This window comes from Streptomyces sp. NPDC004609 (assembly GCF_042873655.1).
Taxonomy (GTDB): Bacteria; Actinomycetota; Actinomycetes; order Streptomycetales; family Streptomycetaceae; genus Streptomyces.
This window is the reverse complement of record NZ_JBIALS010000004.1, coordinates 287,492-303,077: the sequence shown is the minus strand read 5'-3', so window position 1 is coordinate 303,077 and position 15,586 is coordinate 287,492. Positions and strand designations below refer to the sequence as shown.

General features: G+C 72.6%; 11 protein-coding genes. 6 read left to right on the top strand and 5 right to left on the bottom strand.

Translation table 11 applies throughout. The annotated features are described in order from the left end of the window. Positions 1-286: 286 nt before the first annotated feature. Both ACFYT4_RS06070 and ACFYT4_RS06065 read right to left on the bottom strand, forming a co-directional pair. Complete coding sequence (locus ACFYT4_RS06070; RefSeq protein ID WP_389265710.1) at positions 287-3,529, bottom strand: FG-GAP-like repeat-containing protein; 3,243 nt, start codon at positions 3,527-3,529, stop codon at positions 287-289. Positions 3,530-3,684: 155 nt separating this feature from the next. Further along, positions 3,685-4,992, bottom strand: coding sequence for a cation:proton antiporter (locus tag ACFYT4_RS06065; RefSeq protein WP_389265708.1), 1,308 nt, complete (start codon positions 4,990-4,992; stop codon positions 3,685-3,687). A gap of 276 nt (positions 4,993-5,268) precedes the next feature. Here ACFYT4_RS06065 and ACFYT4_RS06060 point away from each other — a divergent pair, with 276 nt between their 5' ends. After that, positions 5,269-6,003, top strand: coding sequence for a ferritin-like domain-containing protein (locus ACFYT4_RS06060; protein ID WP_389265706.1), 735 nt, complete (start codon positions 5,269-5,271; stop codon positions 6,001-6,003). Between the two features lie 741 nt (positions 6,004-6,744). On the opposite strand, the gene ACFYT4_RS06055 is transcribed toward ACFYT4_RS06060, so the two are convergent. Together ACFYT4_RS06055 and ACFYT4_RS06050 are read right to left on the bottom strand one after the other, a co-directional pair. Beyond that, positions 6,745-8,307 (bottom strand): sensor histidine kinase, encoded by a 1,563-nt coding sequence (locus ACFYT4_RS06055; RefSeq protein WP_389265704.1) that lies wholly within the window; start codon positions 8,305-8,307, stop codon positions 6,745-6,747. After that, a complete protein-coding gene (locus ACFYT4_RS06050; RefSeq protein ID WP_389265702.1) occupies positions 8,304-9,020 on the bottom strand; it encodes a response regulator transcription factor in 717 nt (238 codons plus the stop codon). The genes ACFYT4_RS06055 and ACFYT4_RS06050 overlap by 4 nt, the downstream gene beginning before the upstream one ends. 237 nt (positions 9,021-9,257) lie before the next feature. Between ACFYT4_RS06050 and ACFYT4_RS06045 the strand changes: the two genes are divergently transcribed. From ACFYT4_RS06045 to ACFYT4_RS06030, 4 genes are all read left to right on the top strand, one after another. Next, the gene (locus ACFYT4_RS06045; protein WP_389265700.1) at positions 9,258-9,857 is read left to right on the top strand and encodes a hypothetical protein; all 600 of its coding nucleotides are present in this window, start codon (positions 9,258-9,260) and stop codon (positions 9,855-9,857) included. Positions 9,858-10,051: 194 nt separating this feature from the next. Further along, entirely contained in the window at positions 10,052-11,188 is a 1,137-nt protein-coding gene (locus ACFYT4_RS06040; protein ID WP_389265698.1) for a peptidoglycan-binding protein, read from the top strand. Next, positions 11,185-11,877: an ABC transporter ATP-binding protein gene (locus ACFYT4_RS06035; RefSeq protein ID WP_389265696.1), complete on the top strand. Its 693-nt coding sequence runs from the start codon at positions 11,185-11,187 to the stop codon at positions 11,875-11,877. Before ACFYT4_RS06040 ends, ACFYT4_RS06035 begins: the two co-directional genes overlap by 4 nt. Continuing rightward, positions 11,874-13,085 carry an ABC transporter permease gene (locus ACFYT4_RS06030; RefSeq protein ID WP_389265694.1) on the top strand — a complete coding sequence of 404 codons (1,212 nt, stop codon included), beginning with the start codon at positions 11,874-11,876 and terminating at the stop codon, positions 13,083-13,085. Before ACFYT4_RS06035 ends, ACFYT4_RS06030 begins: the two co-directional genes overlap by 4 nt. A gap of 417 nt (positions 13,086-13,502) precedes the next feature. On the opposite strand, the gene ACFYT4_RS06025 is transcribed toward ACFYT4_RS06030, so the two are convergent. After that, complete coding sequence (locus tag ACFYT4_RS06025; RefSeq protein WP_389265692.1) at positions 13,503-14,384, bottom strand: AraC family transcriptional regulator N-terminal domain-containing protein; 882 nt, start codon at positions 14,382-14,384, stop codon at positions 13,503-13,505. Positions 14,385-14,483: 99 nt separating this feature from the next. Between ACFYT4_RS06025 and ACFYT4_RS06020 the strand changes: the two genes are divergently transcribed. After that, the gene (locus ACFYT4_RS06020; RefSeq protein ID WP_389265690.1) at positions 14,484-15,485 is read left to right on the top strand and encodes an aldo/keto reductase; all 1,002 of its coding nucleotides are present in this window, start codon (positions 14,484-14,486) and stop codon (positions 15,483-15,485) included. Positions 15,486-15,586: the final 101 nt, after the last annotated feature.

Sequence of the window (15,586 nt, the reverse complement as noted above, 5' to 3'; positions counted from 1 at the left end):
CCTGCCGCCCGGCACGATCCTCGGGAGACGCCCCGAACGTCTCGTCGACCGCCCGGTCGACGTCCCCACGAGAGGCCCTAGGGCGTGTATCGAAAGTCCCGCCTGGCCTGTGACGCCCAGCACGCACGCCCCCTGGGCCTGGCGGCCCGGGAGGTACCCCCTCGCTGCGTTGTCGGAATCGCCCAAGTACGTCCAGTACGAGGGCGACCCTCCGCCTTGCGATTGCACGCACCGGACGCCGCAGGCCCCGCCCTCCGGGCGGACGACGCTACTTTCGAAACACGCCCTAGAAGATCTTGTAGCCCTGCCAGCCCGGAGCGAGCCTGGCCGTGGACCCGAACGACCCGCTGCCGTTGCCGTTGTTGCGCAGCAGATCACCGGCCGCGTTCCGGGAGATCAGATCCGCCTTGCCGTCCTTGTTCAGATCGCCGGCTCCGACGAAGGCGTTGCGGCCCGTGCCCCACTTGGCGCCGAACACCAGGGCCCGCGGCTTCAGCGTGCCCGCCGCCGTGCCGTTGAACCGCCACAGCGAGTGGGCCGCGTCCACCGCCAGCACATCACCGATGCCGTCACCGTTGAGGTCACCGGCGCCGAACACGGCCCGGTAGCCCTTCCAGTTCACGGCGATCCTGCCCCGGGCCTTCAGCCCGCCCCTGCCGTCGTCCGCGTACAGATAGACGTCGCCGGTCTTCTGCTGGCGCGCGATCAGATCGGGGCGCCCGTCACCGGTCAGGTCGCCGGGGGACGTCAGCACGTCGAACTGCGCCCACACCGTGCCCAGCAGGGTGTACGGAGCCGACGGCGTCAGCCCCTTGCCGCAGCCGGGCCGGTAGGCCCGCAACTGACCGCCGAGACGCACCAGCACCTCGTTGCACCGGTCGCCGTTCATGTCCCCGAAGGGCACGGCGACGGCCGTGGACGACCAGATCCTGCCCGTGGTCGCCCCGGTGAAGCCGCCGGCGCCGTTCCCGTGCCGGAAGGCGAGCACACCCGACGCGTTCAGCGTCATCAGATCGGCCACCCCGTCGGGTCCCGCCGCACCGGCGTGATCGCGGTGGGCCGCGGTCCCTCCGGCGAGGTCCACCGTGCCGTTGACCACCAGGCCGGCGCCCTGGCCGTCGGCGGGGACCCCCGTCAGCGTCCAGGCGTACGTGCCGTTCGGGACGAGACCGCCGGCCGCGTCCCTGCCGTTCCAGGCGGCCTCGGCGACACCACGGGTCTCACCGCCGGTGACGGTGTGGACCGTGGCGCCGGTCGCCCTGTTCCTGACGGTGAGCCGCCAGGACGCGGCGGGCTTGGACAGCGACCACGAGGGCTTCCAGCCGCTTCCCGTGTGGAAGGCGGCCGGGACCGCGACCGGTACGGCGGCCAGGGCGGAGGTGGGCACTCCGCTCGGCACGACACGGAGGGTGCCGTCCGGGGTCCTGTACGCGATCGCGCCGCCGAACCGGTCGACGGTCCAGGTCTGGCGCCGGTCCCCGGGTACGTAGTCGGGGGTGGAGCCGCCCACGTACCGCGTCACCGCCGTACCGCTGTGGAAGTCGAGAATCCTCAGCATGTCCGACTGCTTGTCCACGAAGAACCCGTCACCGAGCAGCCCGCCGCTGTAGCCGCGCGGGAGCGCGATCCTCGCCCCGGACCGCAGGTCGACGACCCCCTGCCGGGATCCGCCGCTCGCCCAGTACAGCCAGTGCCCCACGACCTGGAGTTCCGCCAGATCTCCGTCGGCACCCGTGGCGATCGTGCCGAGGTTCCGGCCGCTCGGCAGATCGGTCCGGGTGACCACACCCGGGGCCGTACCGGTGTACAGGGTGGTGCCCCACACCGCCGCCCCCGTCTGCTCGCGCTGCACCACCACGGACGCGCCGGGCTTCGCCTCCAGGTCGACGACGATCGTCTTCTCGCCGGGGATCACCGTGCCCGGGTACGCGGCCCGGCCGCTCTGATAGACCGCGTACCGGCCGAAGGAGTCCACGAGAAAGCCGTCGAAGTTCCCCGTCAGCGCCCGGTCGGGCTCCTGCGCCGAGCGCCGGCCGACGATCTCCACCTGCGCCTGCGAGGACGCGTAGTTGCGGACCTGGTAGACGCTGCGCCCGTCGCCGCTGCCGAGCAGCCGCGTGCAGGCGTGCTGGCCGCACGGGGTGTAGTCGTACGGACGCCCCTGCTCACGGCCGATCCAGACCGGAGCCGACTCACGGTCGGGCGCGGGCCCCGGCGCGAGGTCCCGGTTGTAGAACCCGGCGCCCTCGGGGCCGCTCTGCTCCACGGTGGACAGCACGCCCGCGTTCAGCGAGAACGCGTCGATCTTCGCCGGGAGAGGGGCCACCGTGCCGAGCTTCTCCAGCCGCGGCACACCGCCGTCCGCGCCCGCGACCACCTGGAGCAGCCGCCAGTCCGTCGCCGACGAACCGCCGACGACGGCCGCCGCGCCGCTGCTCATCTGGGCGATCTCCAGGTCCGCCTTCTCCAGCAGGGTGTGCCGGCGCTGCCCGTCGACGGAGAGCGCGATCAGATTCCGCTTCAGCGCCGCGTCGGAGCCGCTGACGTCCCCGAACGCGAGGACCCAGCCGTCGACCAGGCCGATCCGCCGGACACCGATCCCCTCGGGCAGCGGGAACGTCTGCCCGGGCCCTTCCGGGCGGGCCCGTTCGCGCACATGCATCTGACGGTTGCGGTCGATCCAGCCGATCGAGTCCGGGCTGACCGCGACCGGTGCGGAGACCCCGCCGTTGTCGGTCGTGCTCGCGCCGATGTGCCGCATCCGGCCGGTCGTGAGGTCGATCAGCCCCAGCTCGGTGAAGTCCCACGAGTCCTTGTTCAGGTCGAACCGCACCACGGCCTCGGTGCCGTCCCCGGCCACCAGCCGCGCCCCGTGCAGATCGGCGCCCGCGGGCCAGCCGGTCACCGCCACCTCGGCGCCCGCGGGGTCACCGGCCTTCAGCAGATACCAGCCGCTGGTGTCCGACCAGTCGTCGGGCGCGAGATACCGCTGCACCAGAACCGAGTCGCCCAGCAGACCGACATATCTGTCACCCTGCGGCAGATCGAGTTCGCGCTCGGTGCCGGTCACCACATTCCGTATGTACGCCGGGCCGGCGCCGTGCTCGCCGTAGACGTAGTCGCCACCGGTACCGAACTCGGCGAACTGGTCATTGCCGCCCCCGTGCCCGAGCTCGACGCTCTTCCCGGTCTCGAAGTCCGTCCACCGGTGCGGCTCGTTCGTCCCCTCCACGGTGTCCTCCGGCGCGTGCACGAACCCCTTCGTGCCGACGGCCGCGATCCGCTCGTCCCTCGGCAGATCCCGCCAGTTCGGCGTGATCTCCAGCGGGGCGCCCACGGCACCGGCCGCCGCCGCGGTGGTCCTGGGGGCGGCCGTCCCGCCACCGCTCGCCGCGCCGGTGCCCGCGGCACCTGCGTCGGTCGCGGCAGCCGGTGTGACCGGAGACGCGACGACGACGGACGCGACGAGCGCCACCGCGATCAGAGTCGTACGCCCACGGGAACGGCGCGCACGGATGTACCGAGCCAAAGGGTGGTCCCTCCCCAGAAACCGGGAAGCGGGCCGCGACGACGTCTTACCCGGCCGAATACCCCCCTCGGCCGTGCGCCCGCGCCCCGCAAATTATTGATGGATCTTACAGCGGCCTTATCCGCACTCCCGACGGGGAGACACCGGGGGAGCGGTCACGGTACGGGACTTCGCTCCCGCAGGTCCGGCGAGCGGCGCAGGGCCTCGGCGTACCAGGAGCCGTAGCGGGAACCGAGCAGCGCGGCCGACGCCCCGTGCAGGAGCACGCTCAGCCCCACGGTCACGGCGACCACACCGCTGAGCAGTTCCGTTCCGGGAAGGCGCTCCTCCAAGGCGATGAGACCGAACACCACGGACGCGAGCCCCCGTGGGCCGAACCAGCCGATGTAGGCCACGGTGGGAGCGCGCAGGCCGGTGCCCAGGAGAGCCACGGCGACGGGAACCATCCGGATGACGGTGAGGCTGATCACGGCGTACAGCGGCATCCGCCAGTCGACGTGCTGGAGCGCGGGGCCGAGGATCAGCCCGCCGAACATCAGGAAGCTCAGCGCGGTCAGCAACTCACCGAGACGGTCGCTGAGCTCGACCTCGTCGCGTACGGCTTCGTCGCGTAGGGCCTCCCCGGAGCTGGCCTCAGGGGGAATGGAGGCGGGCGGAAGGCCGGCGGGTGTTTTGGCGCGCATGACGGAGCCGAAGGCGAGCCCGGCGGTCCAGGCCCCGATGAATCCGCTCCCGTCGACCACGGCACACAGCGCGTACGCCGTGGCGGGCACCGCCAGAACCAGAAGCTGTCGCCAGGCCGGGGTGCTCCAGCCCCGGGCCATGGACCGGCCGAGGACCCGTGCGCCCAGCCACCCGGCCGCCAGGCCGATGGCGCTGCTCGCCACGAGGGCGAGGAAGAAGGCCGCGAGCGGGCCCTGATGACCGTGCTGTCCGCCACCGGCCGCCGCGAGAGCCAGCAGGAAGAACGGCAGCGCGATGCCGTCGTTGAGGCCGGACTCGACACTGAGCCCGTGCCGCACCAGTGCGGGGACGCGTTCGTCCGATACGGCCTGCTGTCCGAGGGCCGCGTCGGTGGGGGCGAGGATGACGCCGATCACGGCCAGTTCCCACACGCTCAGACCGGGCAGTACCGCCCAGGCCACGAGCCAGCCCAGCGCCATGGTGAGCGGCAGCCCCACCGTGAGGAGCCGTACCGGCAGCAAGCGCTCCCTGCGCAGGTCCCGTCGGCGGACCGACGCGGCTCCCGTGAACAGCACCAGTGCCAGAGCGCTTTCCAGCAGCACACGGGTGATCTCCGCGTCATCGGCACGATCGATGAGATCGAGCCCCAGCGGGCCGATGACCAGACCACAGGCCACGAACACCATGGGCCCGGAGACCATCGTCGTCGACAACCGGCGCGAGACCGCCGCGTATCCGCCGACCACCGCGCCCGCCGCGATGACAGCCCATGGATTCACCCGGTCCTCCTCCGCGGGCCGATCGGCGCCGCCCTCGTGGACACCGCCGTTTCCCGATCGCCCCGCCAGCTTGGGACAGCCGCGCGGGCCGGGGCGGGCGGCACTCCGGCGATGTCCGGGGGTGCCACGGATGGACCTGTGATCGGCTCGAAGGGAGAGTGACGAGGTCCGCGTGCGGGGAGCCGCCCCGCGCAGCGCTGGAACGTTTCGCTGCCCATGGGCGTCCCCTTTCTCCGGGGCACGGCGGGTGTGCCGACGAGGCAGGGGGGAGATCGGGTGCGTGCGGATGGATTCGCCCAGTGGACACGGCGGTTCGAGGACGAACGTGAGCGCAGGCATGCCCAGGGGGACCCGGATTGGGGCCGGGGCGCCGACCTGCATCCGGCGGTCCGGCCCAGCATCCAGCTCTTCCAGATGGGCGAGGACGGTGACGGTGCCAACCTGGTGGCCAAGGCCGACCGGGCCGGGGACCCCGACTACGCGCGGGCGGTACGGCTGTTCATCGCCGAGGAGCAGAACCACGCGCGTCTCCTCGCCCGCCTCCTGGCCGCGGGCGGCGTACGCACGCTGGACAGCCACTGGAGTGACCGGGCCTTCGTACGGTTGCGGCGCCTCCTGGGCCTGCGTACGGAACTGCTGGTGCTGATGATCGCGGAAGTCGTGGCCCTGCGTTACTACAGGGCTCTGCGGGACGGCACCGACGACTCGCTCACCTCGGAGGTGGCCGGCCGGATCCTGGCCGACGAACAGCGCCACATACCGTTCCACTGCGAACGCCTGCACACCTCCGTCGCCGATCTGCCCCGCCCCCTGCGCCGCCCGCTGATGGCCGCGTGGCGGCTTCTCCTCCTCGTGGCCTCCCTCGTCGTCGCCGTCGACCACGGCCGGGCACTGCGCCGGCTCGGCGTCGGGCGCCTGCGTTTCCTCGCCGACGTCATGGCGTCGTCCGGCGCGGTGACCTCCGCGATCCTGGCTCCCCGCCCGGACGCACGGCCGAGCCCCGCCGCCTGATCACAGACGGCCACGGTGCGCGGCCGACGCCCGTCCCGTCGGCCGGATTCCCGCGCGGTCACATCCTCGCGGGTCACCGGCTGTCCGGGGACGCCACCGGACCCGCAGGGGCCAAGGGCGCGGCCCGGACCGCGACGAAGAAGGGGAAGGGCGCCGATGTCGTCTACTACAAGCGCCTCGGCTCGCTGAAGAGCCACCCTTTCATCCGCCTCGACGGCGATTCCCGCGTCCCCGGCTGTGAGTCCGTCCGCATCGTCCGCCCCGACGAGCAGGGCTACGTACTGCTGTGCGCGTACTCCGCCGTCAGTAACGGCTTCGGTTCGTTCCGCAGCTTCGGCGCGAAGGTCGTCATCACGGACGGGCGCGGCTCCACGGTCACCGTTCCTCTCTTCGAGAACACCAAGACCCGCTACTGGGTCGCCATCGCCCTCATCGACTTCGGCGCCCCCGACGGGGCGGCCATCCATCACATCGAGGCCTACAGCGCCCGCATGACCGAACGGCGGCCCGTCCTCCACCCGGACGGCACCATCGAGATGAACGGCGGGCCGGTGGAGTTCAAGAGGCGGTGAGCTGTCCGGCCGGACGGGCCGCCACGCCGGTCGCGCGTACGACGCGTTCGTTCCGCCCGAGCCGCTCGCCGGGGCCCGACTCCCGGGCCACTCACACCTCTCTCCCGCTGTCCAGCCGGTGGTTCAGGTGTCCGGTGCTTCACTCGCGGGTGCTTTACGTGCCGGTGGTTCAGGTGTCCGGTGCTTCACCCGCCGGTGCTTTACGTGCCGGGGCGCGGTCGTCACCGTCGGCATACGGCCCGCCCGGTGCGCCGGGCAGCTCGCCGGGTTCGTCCGGAGGCGGGTCCGCGTCCGCGAGCGGCAGGGTGACACGGAACGCCGCCCCCGCTCCGGGCGAACTGCGCACGCTCACCGTGCCTCCGTGGGCGGCGGCCAGTGAGGCCACGATGGCGAGTCCGAGCCCGGAGCCGCCGGTGCGGCGGGTTCGTGAGGTGTCGACGCGGTAGAAGCGTTCGAAGACGCGCTCCGTCTGCTCAGGGGTGAGGCCGGGGCCCTGGTCCGAGACGTCCAGTACCAGGGCGGGTGCCTCGCCGAGGTGACCGGGCCCGAGGGTGATCGAGACGGGTGTGCCGGGCGGGGTGTGCGTGAGGGCGTTGCCGGTCAGATTCGACAGCACCTGGCGCAGCCGGATCTCGTCGCCGGTGACGACGTAGACCGCACGGTCGTCCGCCGTGAGCCGGATGTCCCGCTCGGGGGCGAGCAGCCGGGCATCGCGTACCGCGTCGACGGCCAGCGCGAGCACGTCGACCGGGTGCCGCTCCAGGGCGCGCTGCTGGTCCAGCCGGGCGAGCAGCAGCAGATCTTCCACCAGTGCGCTCATCCGGGTGGCTTCCGTTCCCACGGTGGACAGGATCCGTTCGAGATCGTCGCGATCCCGGCGGGGCCCGTGGTGGGCGTACTCCGCCCAGGCGCGGATGACCGACAGCGGTGTGCGCAGGTCGTGTCCGGCGTCCGAGACGAATCTGCGCATCCGCTCCTCCGAGCGCCGGGCCGACGACTCCGACCGGGCCCGCGCCAGGAACGCCTCCTCGATCTGGGCGAGCATGCCGTTGAGCGCCCGGCCGAGCCGGCCCAGCTCGGTCCGCGGTGGATGGTCCGGAACCCGCCGGGACAGGTCGCCCGCGGCGATGGCCGCCGCCGTCCTCTCCACCTTGATGAGCGGCCGCAGGCTCGCCCGTACGATCACGATGCTGACGGCGGCCAGCAGGGCCAGGACGAGTGCGCCCACGGTCAGATCGATGGTGACGAGCTTGGAGATGGTGGCGTTGAGCTCCCCGAGCGCCCCCGCGACCACGATCCAGCCCGATGTCCCCGCCAGCGGCTGTACCAGGACTCGCCAGTCGCCGCCACCGCCTCTCGCCGGCACGGTCACCGGGCGACCCGCGTGCTCGTCGAGCCAGGCCGCGTCCTCGGGAACGTCGGGGCCGGCTGTCGCGTCCGCCGTGCGGCCGTCTTCCACCGGCTTCCCGCCGGCGTCCCGCTGCTGGACCCGGAAGAGGCCGGTGCCGGTGCTCCAGCCCATCGATGTCCCCTTCGGGCCCTCGCCGACCGGTGCGCGGAAGTAGTCGGCGGTCACCGTTCCGAGCTGGGAGTCGGTCCTGGCGAGCAGTTGTCCGTGCAGGACCGTGACCCCCGCCGCGCTGATGGCGGTGAGCGCCACGGTGACGAGGAGGAGGACGGCGGCGACCAGCCTGACCTGCAAGGACGTCCGCGCGAGAAGGCCCCGGTTCATGACGGCGGCCGCAGCACGTAGCCGATCCCGCGAATGTTGTGGATCAGCCGGGCCCGTGGTTCGCCGATCTTGCGGCGCAGCGCGTGGATGTACGTCTCGACGATCCCGCCGTCACCACGGAAGTCGTAGTCCCAGACGTGATCGAGGATCTGAGCCTTCGACAGGACCCGGCCGGGGTTCGCCATGAAGTAGCGCAGCAGTTTGAACTCGGTGGGCGACAGGGCTATCCGCTCGCCGGACCGCCACACCTCGTAGGTCTCCTGGTCCAGTTCGAGGTCGGCGAAGGCCAGCCGGGCGGCCGGGGCGGCGCCGGATTCATGGTGCCGGCGCAGCACGGCGTGAATACGGGCGATTACTTCACCGAGGCTGAACGGCTTGGTGATGTAGTCGTCACCGCCGATGGTCAGACCGCGGATCTTGTCGTCGGTGGCGTCCCGGGCGGTGAGGAACAGAACGGGTACGGGCGCGTCGGCGCGCAGCCTGCGCAGGACCTCGAAGCCGTCCATGTCGGGCAGCATCACATCGAGCACGACGGCGTCGGGGCGACGGCGTCTCGCCTCGGTCAGCGCCTCCTGCCCGGTCGCCGCGGTGGCCGTGTCGAACCCCGCGTATCGAAGGCTTCCGGCCAGCACCTCCAGGAGATTCGGCTCGTCCTCGACCACCAGCAGCCGTTTCCTCGGCCCTGGCCGGTGTCCGTCCCTCGCCTCGCTCATCCGTGCCTCCCCTTCGCGCGTCCGATCCGGCCGTGTCCGCATGGTGGCCCGCCCGCCTGAGCGTCGTCTGAGAGTTCGCTCAGGAATCACTGACCGTCGGCGCGCACGTTCAGGAACCTCTGAGGTTCGGCTCAAGCCCTGCTGATCCTGGCCCCGCACGATCGCTGTCCGTACGGCCGACCGGCGCGGCGGAGGCCGGCGGCGTAGCGCGGCGAGGAGTGACGAGGAGTGACCAGGATGGGACGGACACCGGTTCAGGCGAGTGATTCCCGGGGCGGCTCGGCCGGAGCCCGGGCGTACGGGCGTACGAAGGCGAGGGTGCTGCCCCTCGTCCCGCTGCTGCTGTCGGGTGTACTGCTGACGGCCTGCTCGGGGGGTTCGGCGGAGGAGAAGGCGGGCGGTGCGAAGCCCTCCGGCGCGGCGGACCGCGGTGTCGCGTTCGCCACGTGCATGCGCGAGAACGGTGTGGCCGCGTTCCCCGACCCGGCGGACGACGGCAGCCTGATGGTCGGGAAGGACTCCGGCGTCGACCCGAAGTCGGCGGAGTTCAAGAAGGCGGAGGAGGCCTGCAAGGAGCTCTCCCCGCAGGGCGGGGACGGGTCGGACGGCGGGGCGCCGGCCGACCTGGGAAAGGCCCGCGAGTGGGCGCAGTGCGTCCGCGACAACGGTGTGCCGAAGTTCCCCGACCCCGAACTCAAGGGCGACACGCTGGAGGTCGACATGACGGGCGTCGGCGCGGACGGCGAAGACCGGACGTTGGACAAGGCCCTGGAGACCTGCCAGGACGAACGTCCGGCCGGGAACCTCAGGATGAGGCACAACGGCGGTGGCCGATGACCGGCCAGGACTCCCCGCGAGTGCCCGCCGGGGCCCAAGAGCCCGCCGGGGTCCGAGAGTCCGGCGGGGCCCAAGAGTCCGCCAGGGTCCGAGAGTCCGGCGGGGTCCGCGAGCCCGGGGGCGCCTTCTTCGACGACCGCGGCGGCGAGGGTTTCCCGGCCGGGGCCGGGAAGCCGCGGCGGCGTCGGCGCCCGGTGCGTACCCTGCTCATCGTCCTGGCCGTCACCGCGGTGACGGCAGGGGGCGGGGTCGCCGCGACCGGCGTGCTGGGCGGCGGCGGTGGGAACACCCCGGCCGCGGCCCCCTCGGGCCCGGCCCGTACCGCGCGGGTGGAACAGACCACCCTGACCCGCAGCGAGACCGTGGACGGCACCCTCGGCTACGGCGACCCGAGCCCCGTACGGGCCGGAAGCGGCGGGGGCGGGCAGCCCGACGGGTCCGACGGCGGAAGCGGGTCCGGGGGCGGGTCTTCCGGCGACGGCGGAAGCGGGTCCGGCGGCGGGACGCTCACCTGGCTGCCCGGCGAGGGCGCCGTGATCAAACGCGGGGAGCCCGTCTACAGCGTGGACGAGAACAAGGTGCCGCTGCTCTACGGCTCCACCCCGCTCTACCGCACCCTGGACGTCGGCGCCGAGGGCAAGGACGTCGGGCAGCTGGAGAAGAACCTCGCCGCCCTCGGCTACACCGGCTTCACCGTGGACCGGGAGTTCACCTCCGGTACCGCGGACGCCGTGCGCGCCTGGCAGGAGGACCTGGGCCGGGAGGAGACCGGCAAGGTCGCGCCCGGCGACGCCGTCGTCGCCCCCGGCGGCCGGCGCGTCTCCGAGGTCACGGCCGTCCGCGGGCACGCCGCCTCCGGTGAGGTTCTCAGCTGGACCGGCACCGAGCGGATCGTCACCGTCGACCTGGAGGCGCGGTACGAGGACCTGGTCGAGGAAGGCACCAGGGCCACCGTGAAGCTCCCCGACGACACCGAGACCGGGGCCGTCGTCACCGGCGTCGGCAACGCGGCCACCGCCAAGCCCGCCGAGCAGGGCGGCGGCGACACGGTCACGCTGCCGATCACCCTGTCCGTGAAGGACCAGAAGAAGCTCGGCCGCTACCAGGCCGCCCCGGTGGACGTGACCCTGACCGCGGAGAGCCGCGGGAACGTCCTCGCCGTGCCCGTCAACGCTCTGGTCGCCCGCAAGGGCGGCGGCTACGCCGTGCAGGCCGTCACCGCCGATGGGGTCGAGTACCGCCCGGTGAAACTCGGCCTGTTCGCGGACGGCAGGGTCGAGGTCTCCGGCGAAGGCGTCACCGAGGGCCTGAAGGTGGGGATCCCGCAGTGAGGCCGCCCGTAGTGGAGTTGTCCGGGGTGTCGATGACGTACGGCGACGTGACCGCCCTCGCCGACGCGGACCTGGTGGTCCGGCGCGGCGAGATGCTGGCGATCGTCGGCCCGTCCGGGTCCGGCAAGTCGACCATGCTCAACATCATGGGCACGCTGGCCCGCCCCACCTCCGGAACCGTGCTCGTCGACGGGCACGCCGTCGACGAACTGTCCGACCGAGAGCTGTCAGCGCTGCGCGCCCGTACCATCGGCTTCGTCTTCCAGTCCTTCCACCTGGCCGCCGGGGTCCCGGCCCTGGACGCGGTCGCGGACGGGATGCTCTACGGCGGCCGGCCCCGCCGCGAGCGCCGCCGGCTGGCGCGGCAGACGCTGCGCAGAGTGGGTCTGGGCCACCGGCTGTCCAGCGAGCCGCACCAGCTCTCCGGCGGTGAGAAGCAGCGCGTCGCCATCGCCCGGGCGGTGCTCGGCGACCCGCCGCTGCTGCTCGCCGACGAGCCGACCGGCGCGCTGGACTCGCGCTCCGGCGCGGTGGTGCTGGAGCTGCTGCACGAACTGCACCGGGCCGGTACGACGGTGGTCGTGATCACGCACGACCGGGACGTCTCGGCCTCCCTGCCGCGCGAGGTGCACCTCAGGGACGGCCGTATCGAGCACGACTCGGCCGCACCGGAACAGGTGGGCGCATGACGACACCGGCCCCGACCCGTCCCAGAGCCGCCCGGCTCGGCCCTGCGGACGTGATCCGCACCGGCGGCGCAGGCCTGCGCTCGCGCCCCATGCGTGTCTTCCTCTCCGCGCTCGGCATCGCGCTCGGCATCGCCGCGATGATCGGCGTGGTCGGCATCTCCACCTCCAGCCAGGAGGAACTCAGCCGCAGGCTGGCCGCGCTCGGCACCAACCTGCTCACCGCGGCTCCCGGGCAGACCTTCGACGGCGGTACGGCCCATCTGCCCGAGGCGGCGGTGGGCATGGTCGGCGGCATCGACGCCGTCGAGTCGGTCTCGGCCATCGGCAGGACGCGAGCGAAGGTGTACCGCAACGACCACGTACCCGAGGGGCAGACCGGCGGCATCGCGGTCTACGCGGCCCGCACCGACCTGCCCGCGACGGTCGGCGTCGACGTCGTCCACGGCAGCTGGCTCAACGCCGCCACCGAGCGCCACCCGGCCGTCGTCCTCGGCGCGAGGGCGGCCCAGCAGCTCGGCGTGTACGAGGCGGGGCCGGACGTACAGGTGTGGCTCGGCGGCCGCTGGTTCACCGTGGTCGGCCTGCTGGCAGCCAACGAGCTCGCGCCCGAGCTCGACTCCGCCGCGCTGATCGGCTGGCCGGCCGCCGGGCAGGAGCTGGACTTCGACGGCTACCCGACGACGATCTACACCCGCGTCCAGGAGGCATCCGTCGCCGATGTCCAGGAGATCCTCGGCGCCACCATCAATCCGCAGAACCCCAACGAGGTGGACGTCTCCCGGCCCTCGGACGCCCTCGCCGCGAAGCAGGCCACCGACGACGCCCTGTCCGGGCTGCTGCTCGGCCTGGGCGCGGTGGCGCTCCTGGTCGGCGGCGTCGGCGTCGCCAACACCATGGTCATCTCCGTACTGGAGCGCCGCGCCGAGATCGGCCTGCGCCGCTCACTCGGCGCCACCCGGGGCCAGATCCGTACCCAGTTCCTGTGCGAGTCCCTGCTGCTGTCCGCACTCGGCGGCCTCGGCGGGGTCGCGCTGGGCATCGCGGTGACGGCGGGCTACGCCGGTTACCAGGGCTGGCCGGCGGTGGTACCGCTGTGGGCGATGTCCGGCGGCATCGGCGCCACGCTCGTCATCGGGGGCCTGGCCGGGTTCTTTCCGGCGGTCCGCGCCGCCCGGCTCCCCCCGACCGAGGCGCTGGCGGCCGCCTGACGGCCACTCACCGGCCGCCGGACCACGGCGCCCACGCCTCCTCCCCGGGCGGCGGGGGCGCCGCCGGGGGTGTACGGACGGCTTCGCCCTGAGGGTCCGGTCCTTCGGGAGCACTCACGGGTGGACCGCCCCCCCCGCCTGGCCGGTGCCGTGGCCGGTGCCGTGCAGGACTCGCACCGGTGACGCGCGTGATCCGCCCCGCCGACGACCGGCGTCCGTCCAGTGTGGTGACCGGACACGTTCACCGGCCTGCGACGCCCGGCACGGCACGTCTCCCCCGTAGCCCTGCGGGCTCGGGTGGTGCCCCCTGCGTTGTCGGACCGCGCGAGTACGGCGAGTACGAGCTGCGGACCTCCGCCTTGCGCGGCACCGCACCGGACGCCGCAGGCTCACCGGCAAACCTCTCGGGTCACCGCACTAGCCTTCCCGCCCCGGCGCCAACCGCCCCCGCAGCCGGGCCGCGTCCCGCATCGGCGGCAGGCCGTACACACTCCGGTACTCCCGGCTGAACTGGGTCGCGCTCACGTACCCGACCGCCTCCGCGACCCGCGCCGCCGTGGTGTCGCCCACTGTCAGTCGCCGTCTGGCCTCCTGGAGCCGCAGGTGCTTCTGGAAGCGGAGCGGGCTCATGCCGGTGGCGGCCTTGAAGCGGCGGTGCAGGGTGGCGGTGCTCATGTGCGCGACCGCCGCGATCTCGTCGACGCTCAGCGGCTCGGTGTAGTGATCGCAGATCCACGCCGCCGCCGTGCGGACCCGGGCCGTCACCGAGTCCGCCAGCGTGAACTGGCGCAGGACCGGGCCGAGCGGGCCGCTGAGCAGCCGGTACAGGATCTCGCTCTCGATACGGGCCGCGAGCGGGCCGATGTCGTCCGGGGTGTCGACCAGCCGCACCCACCGGGTGACCGCGTCAAGGAGTTCCGGTGTCATCGTCGCGGCGACCTGCCCGCCGGGGCCGGGCAGCGGGCGCGGGCTCGACTCCTCGATCTCCAGGAGCAGTTCGGTGAGCGCCCGGCCGTCGAGCAGCATGACCGCCGAGCGGTACGGCACCCGTTCGCACGAGGCCGTGACCGGAACCCGGAGCGTATTGAGGAACATGTCACCGCGTCCGGTCACCCAGCTTCGCTCGCCCGCGACGGCCCGTTTGGCGCCGTCGGACACGAAGCAGATCATCGGGTCGTACAGCAGGTCGGCGGGGGTGATCAGCTCGTCGAGCGTGATCAGCGAGAGACGTGGCACCGCCGTTTCGGACCACAGTCCCACGCCGTGCCGGGCGATGGCCGCCGACAGCCCGTCCAGCATCCGACGCTCCCTTGCTGACTCCTTGTTGAGAGGATCAGGCAATCCTATGCGGTCTGCGCCCCATGACCCGGAGGCGGGCGCGGACCTAGCGTTCACGGCATGACACAGAACGAGAACCTTCCCCACCGCAGGCTCGGCACCCAGGGCCTCCGGGCCGGGGCGATCGGCCTCGGCACGATGGGTATGACCATGGCGTACGGCACCGGGGACGAGGAGGGCGGGACCGCCGCCATCCGCCGGGCGTACGAACTGGGCGTGACCCTCTTCGACACCGCGGAGCTGTACGGCATGGGCACCGGCAGCAACGAGCGGCTGCTCGGTCGTGCGGTGAAGGGCTTCCGCGACGAGATCGTCATCGCCACCAAGTTCGGCTTCGATCTGAGCGATCCGCAGAACTTCACGCGGCTGGACAGCCGCCCGGAGCACATCCGGGAGGTCACCGAGAACAGCCTGCGCCACCTGGACACGGACGTTATTGATGTGCTGTACCAGCACCGGGTCGACCCCAACGTGCCCATCGAGGAGGTGGCGGGCACCGTGGGCGAGCTGATCGCCGAAGGCAAGGTCCGGTACTTCGGCCTCAGCGAGGCGGGCCCGGACACCATTCGGCGTGCCCATGCCGTACACCCGGTGTCGGTGCTCCAGACCGAGTACTCGGTGTTCGAGCGTGCCGTGGAGGCCGAGGTGCTGCCGGTCGTCCGCGAGCTGGGAATCGGGTTCGTGCCCTACTCGCCGCTGGGCCGGGGCTTTCTGACCGGTGTGGTGAAGCCCGCCGCCGAGTATCCCGCGGACGACGTGCGCAGCTTCGACGACCGCTGGCAGCCCGGCCATTACGAGAAGAACCTGGCCGCTGTCCGCGAGCTGACCGCACTCGCCGATGCCGAGCACATCTCCGTCACCCAGCTCGCGCTCGCCTGGCTGCTGGCCCAGGGCGACGACATCGTGCCCATCCCCGGAACCCGCAGCCCCGAGCGGGTCGCCCAGAACACCGCTGCGGCGCAGGTGACGCTCACACCCGAGAACCTCGCCCGCATCCAGCGGATTCTGCCGCGCGGCGCGGCCGGATCGCGCTACCCGGAGCCGATGATGCCGTCCTGGTGACACCCCGGGCCCTGCAGACGGAGCCCCACCCGGCGCCCCGCCCTTGCCCCCGCCCTTGCCCCCGCCCTCGGCCGAGCCCCTATCCGGAGACCGGCCGCGGC

What these genes read in the sequence shown, in the direction of transcription:
- ACFYT4_RS06030 (WP_389265694.1), top strand. Translation starts at nt 11,874, where the DNA reads ATGACGACACCGGCCCCGACCCGTCCCAGAGCCGCCCGGCTCGGCCCT.
- ACFYT4_RS06025 (WP_389265692.1), bottom strand. Translation starts at nt 14,384, where the DNA reads ATGCTGGACGGGCTGTCGGCGGCCATCGCCCGGCACGGCGTGGGACTG.
- ACFYT4_RS06055 (WP_389265704.1), bottom strand. Translation starts at nt 8,307, where the DNA reads ATGAACCGGGGCCTTCTCGCGCGGACGTCCTTGCAGGTCAGGCTGGTC.
- ACFYT4_RS06045 (WP_389265700.1), top strand. Translation starts at nt 9,258, where the DNA reads ATGGGACGGACACCGGTTCAGGCGAGTGATTCCCGGGGCGGCTCGGCC.
- ACFYT4_RS06020 (WP_389265690.1), top strand. Translation starts at nt 14,484, where the DNA reads ATGACACAGAACGAGAACCTTCCCCACCGCAGGCTCGGCACCCAGGGC.
- ACFYT4_RS06050 (WP_389265702.1), bottom strand. Translation starts at nt 9,020, where the DNA reads ATGAGCGAGGCGAGGGACGGACACCGGCCAGGGCCGAGGAAACGGCTG.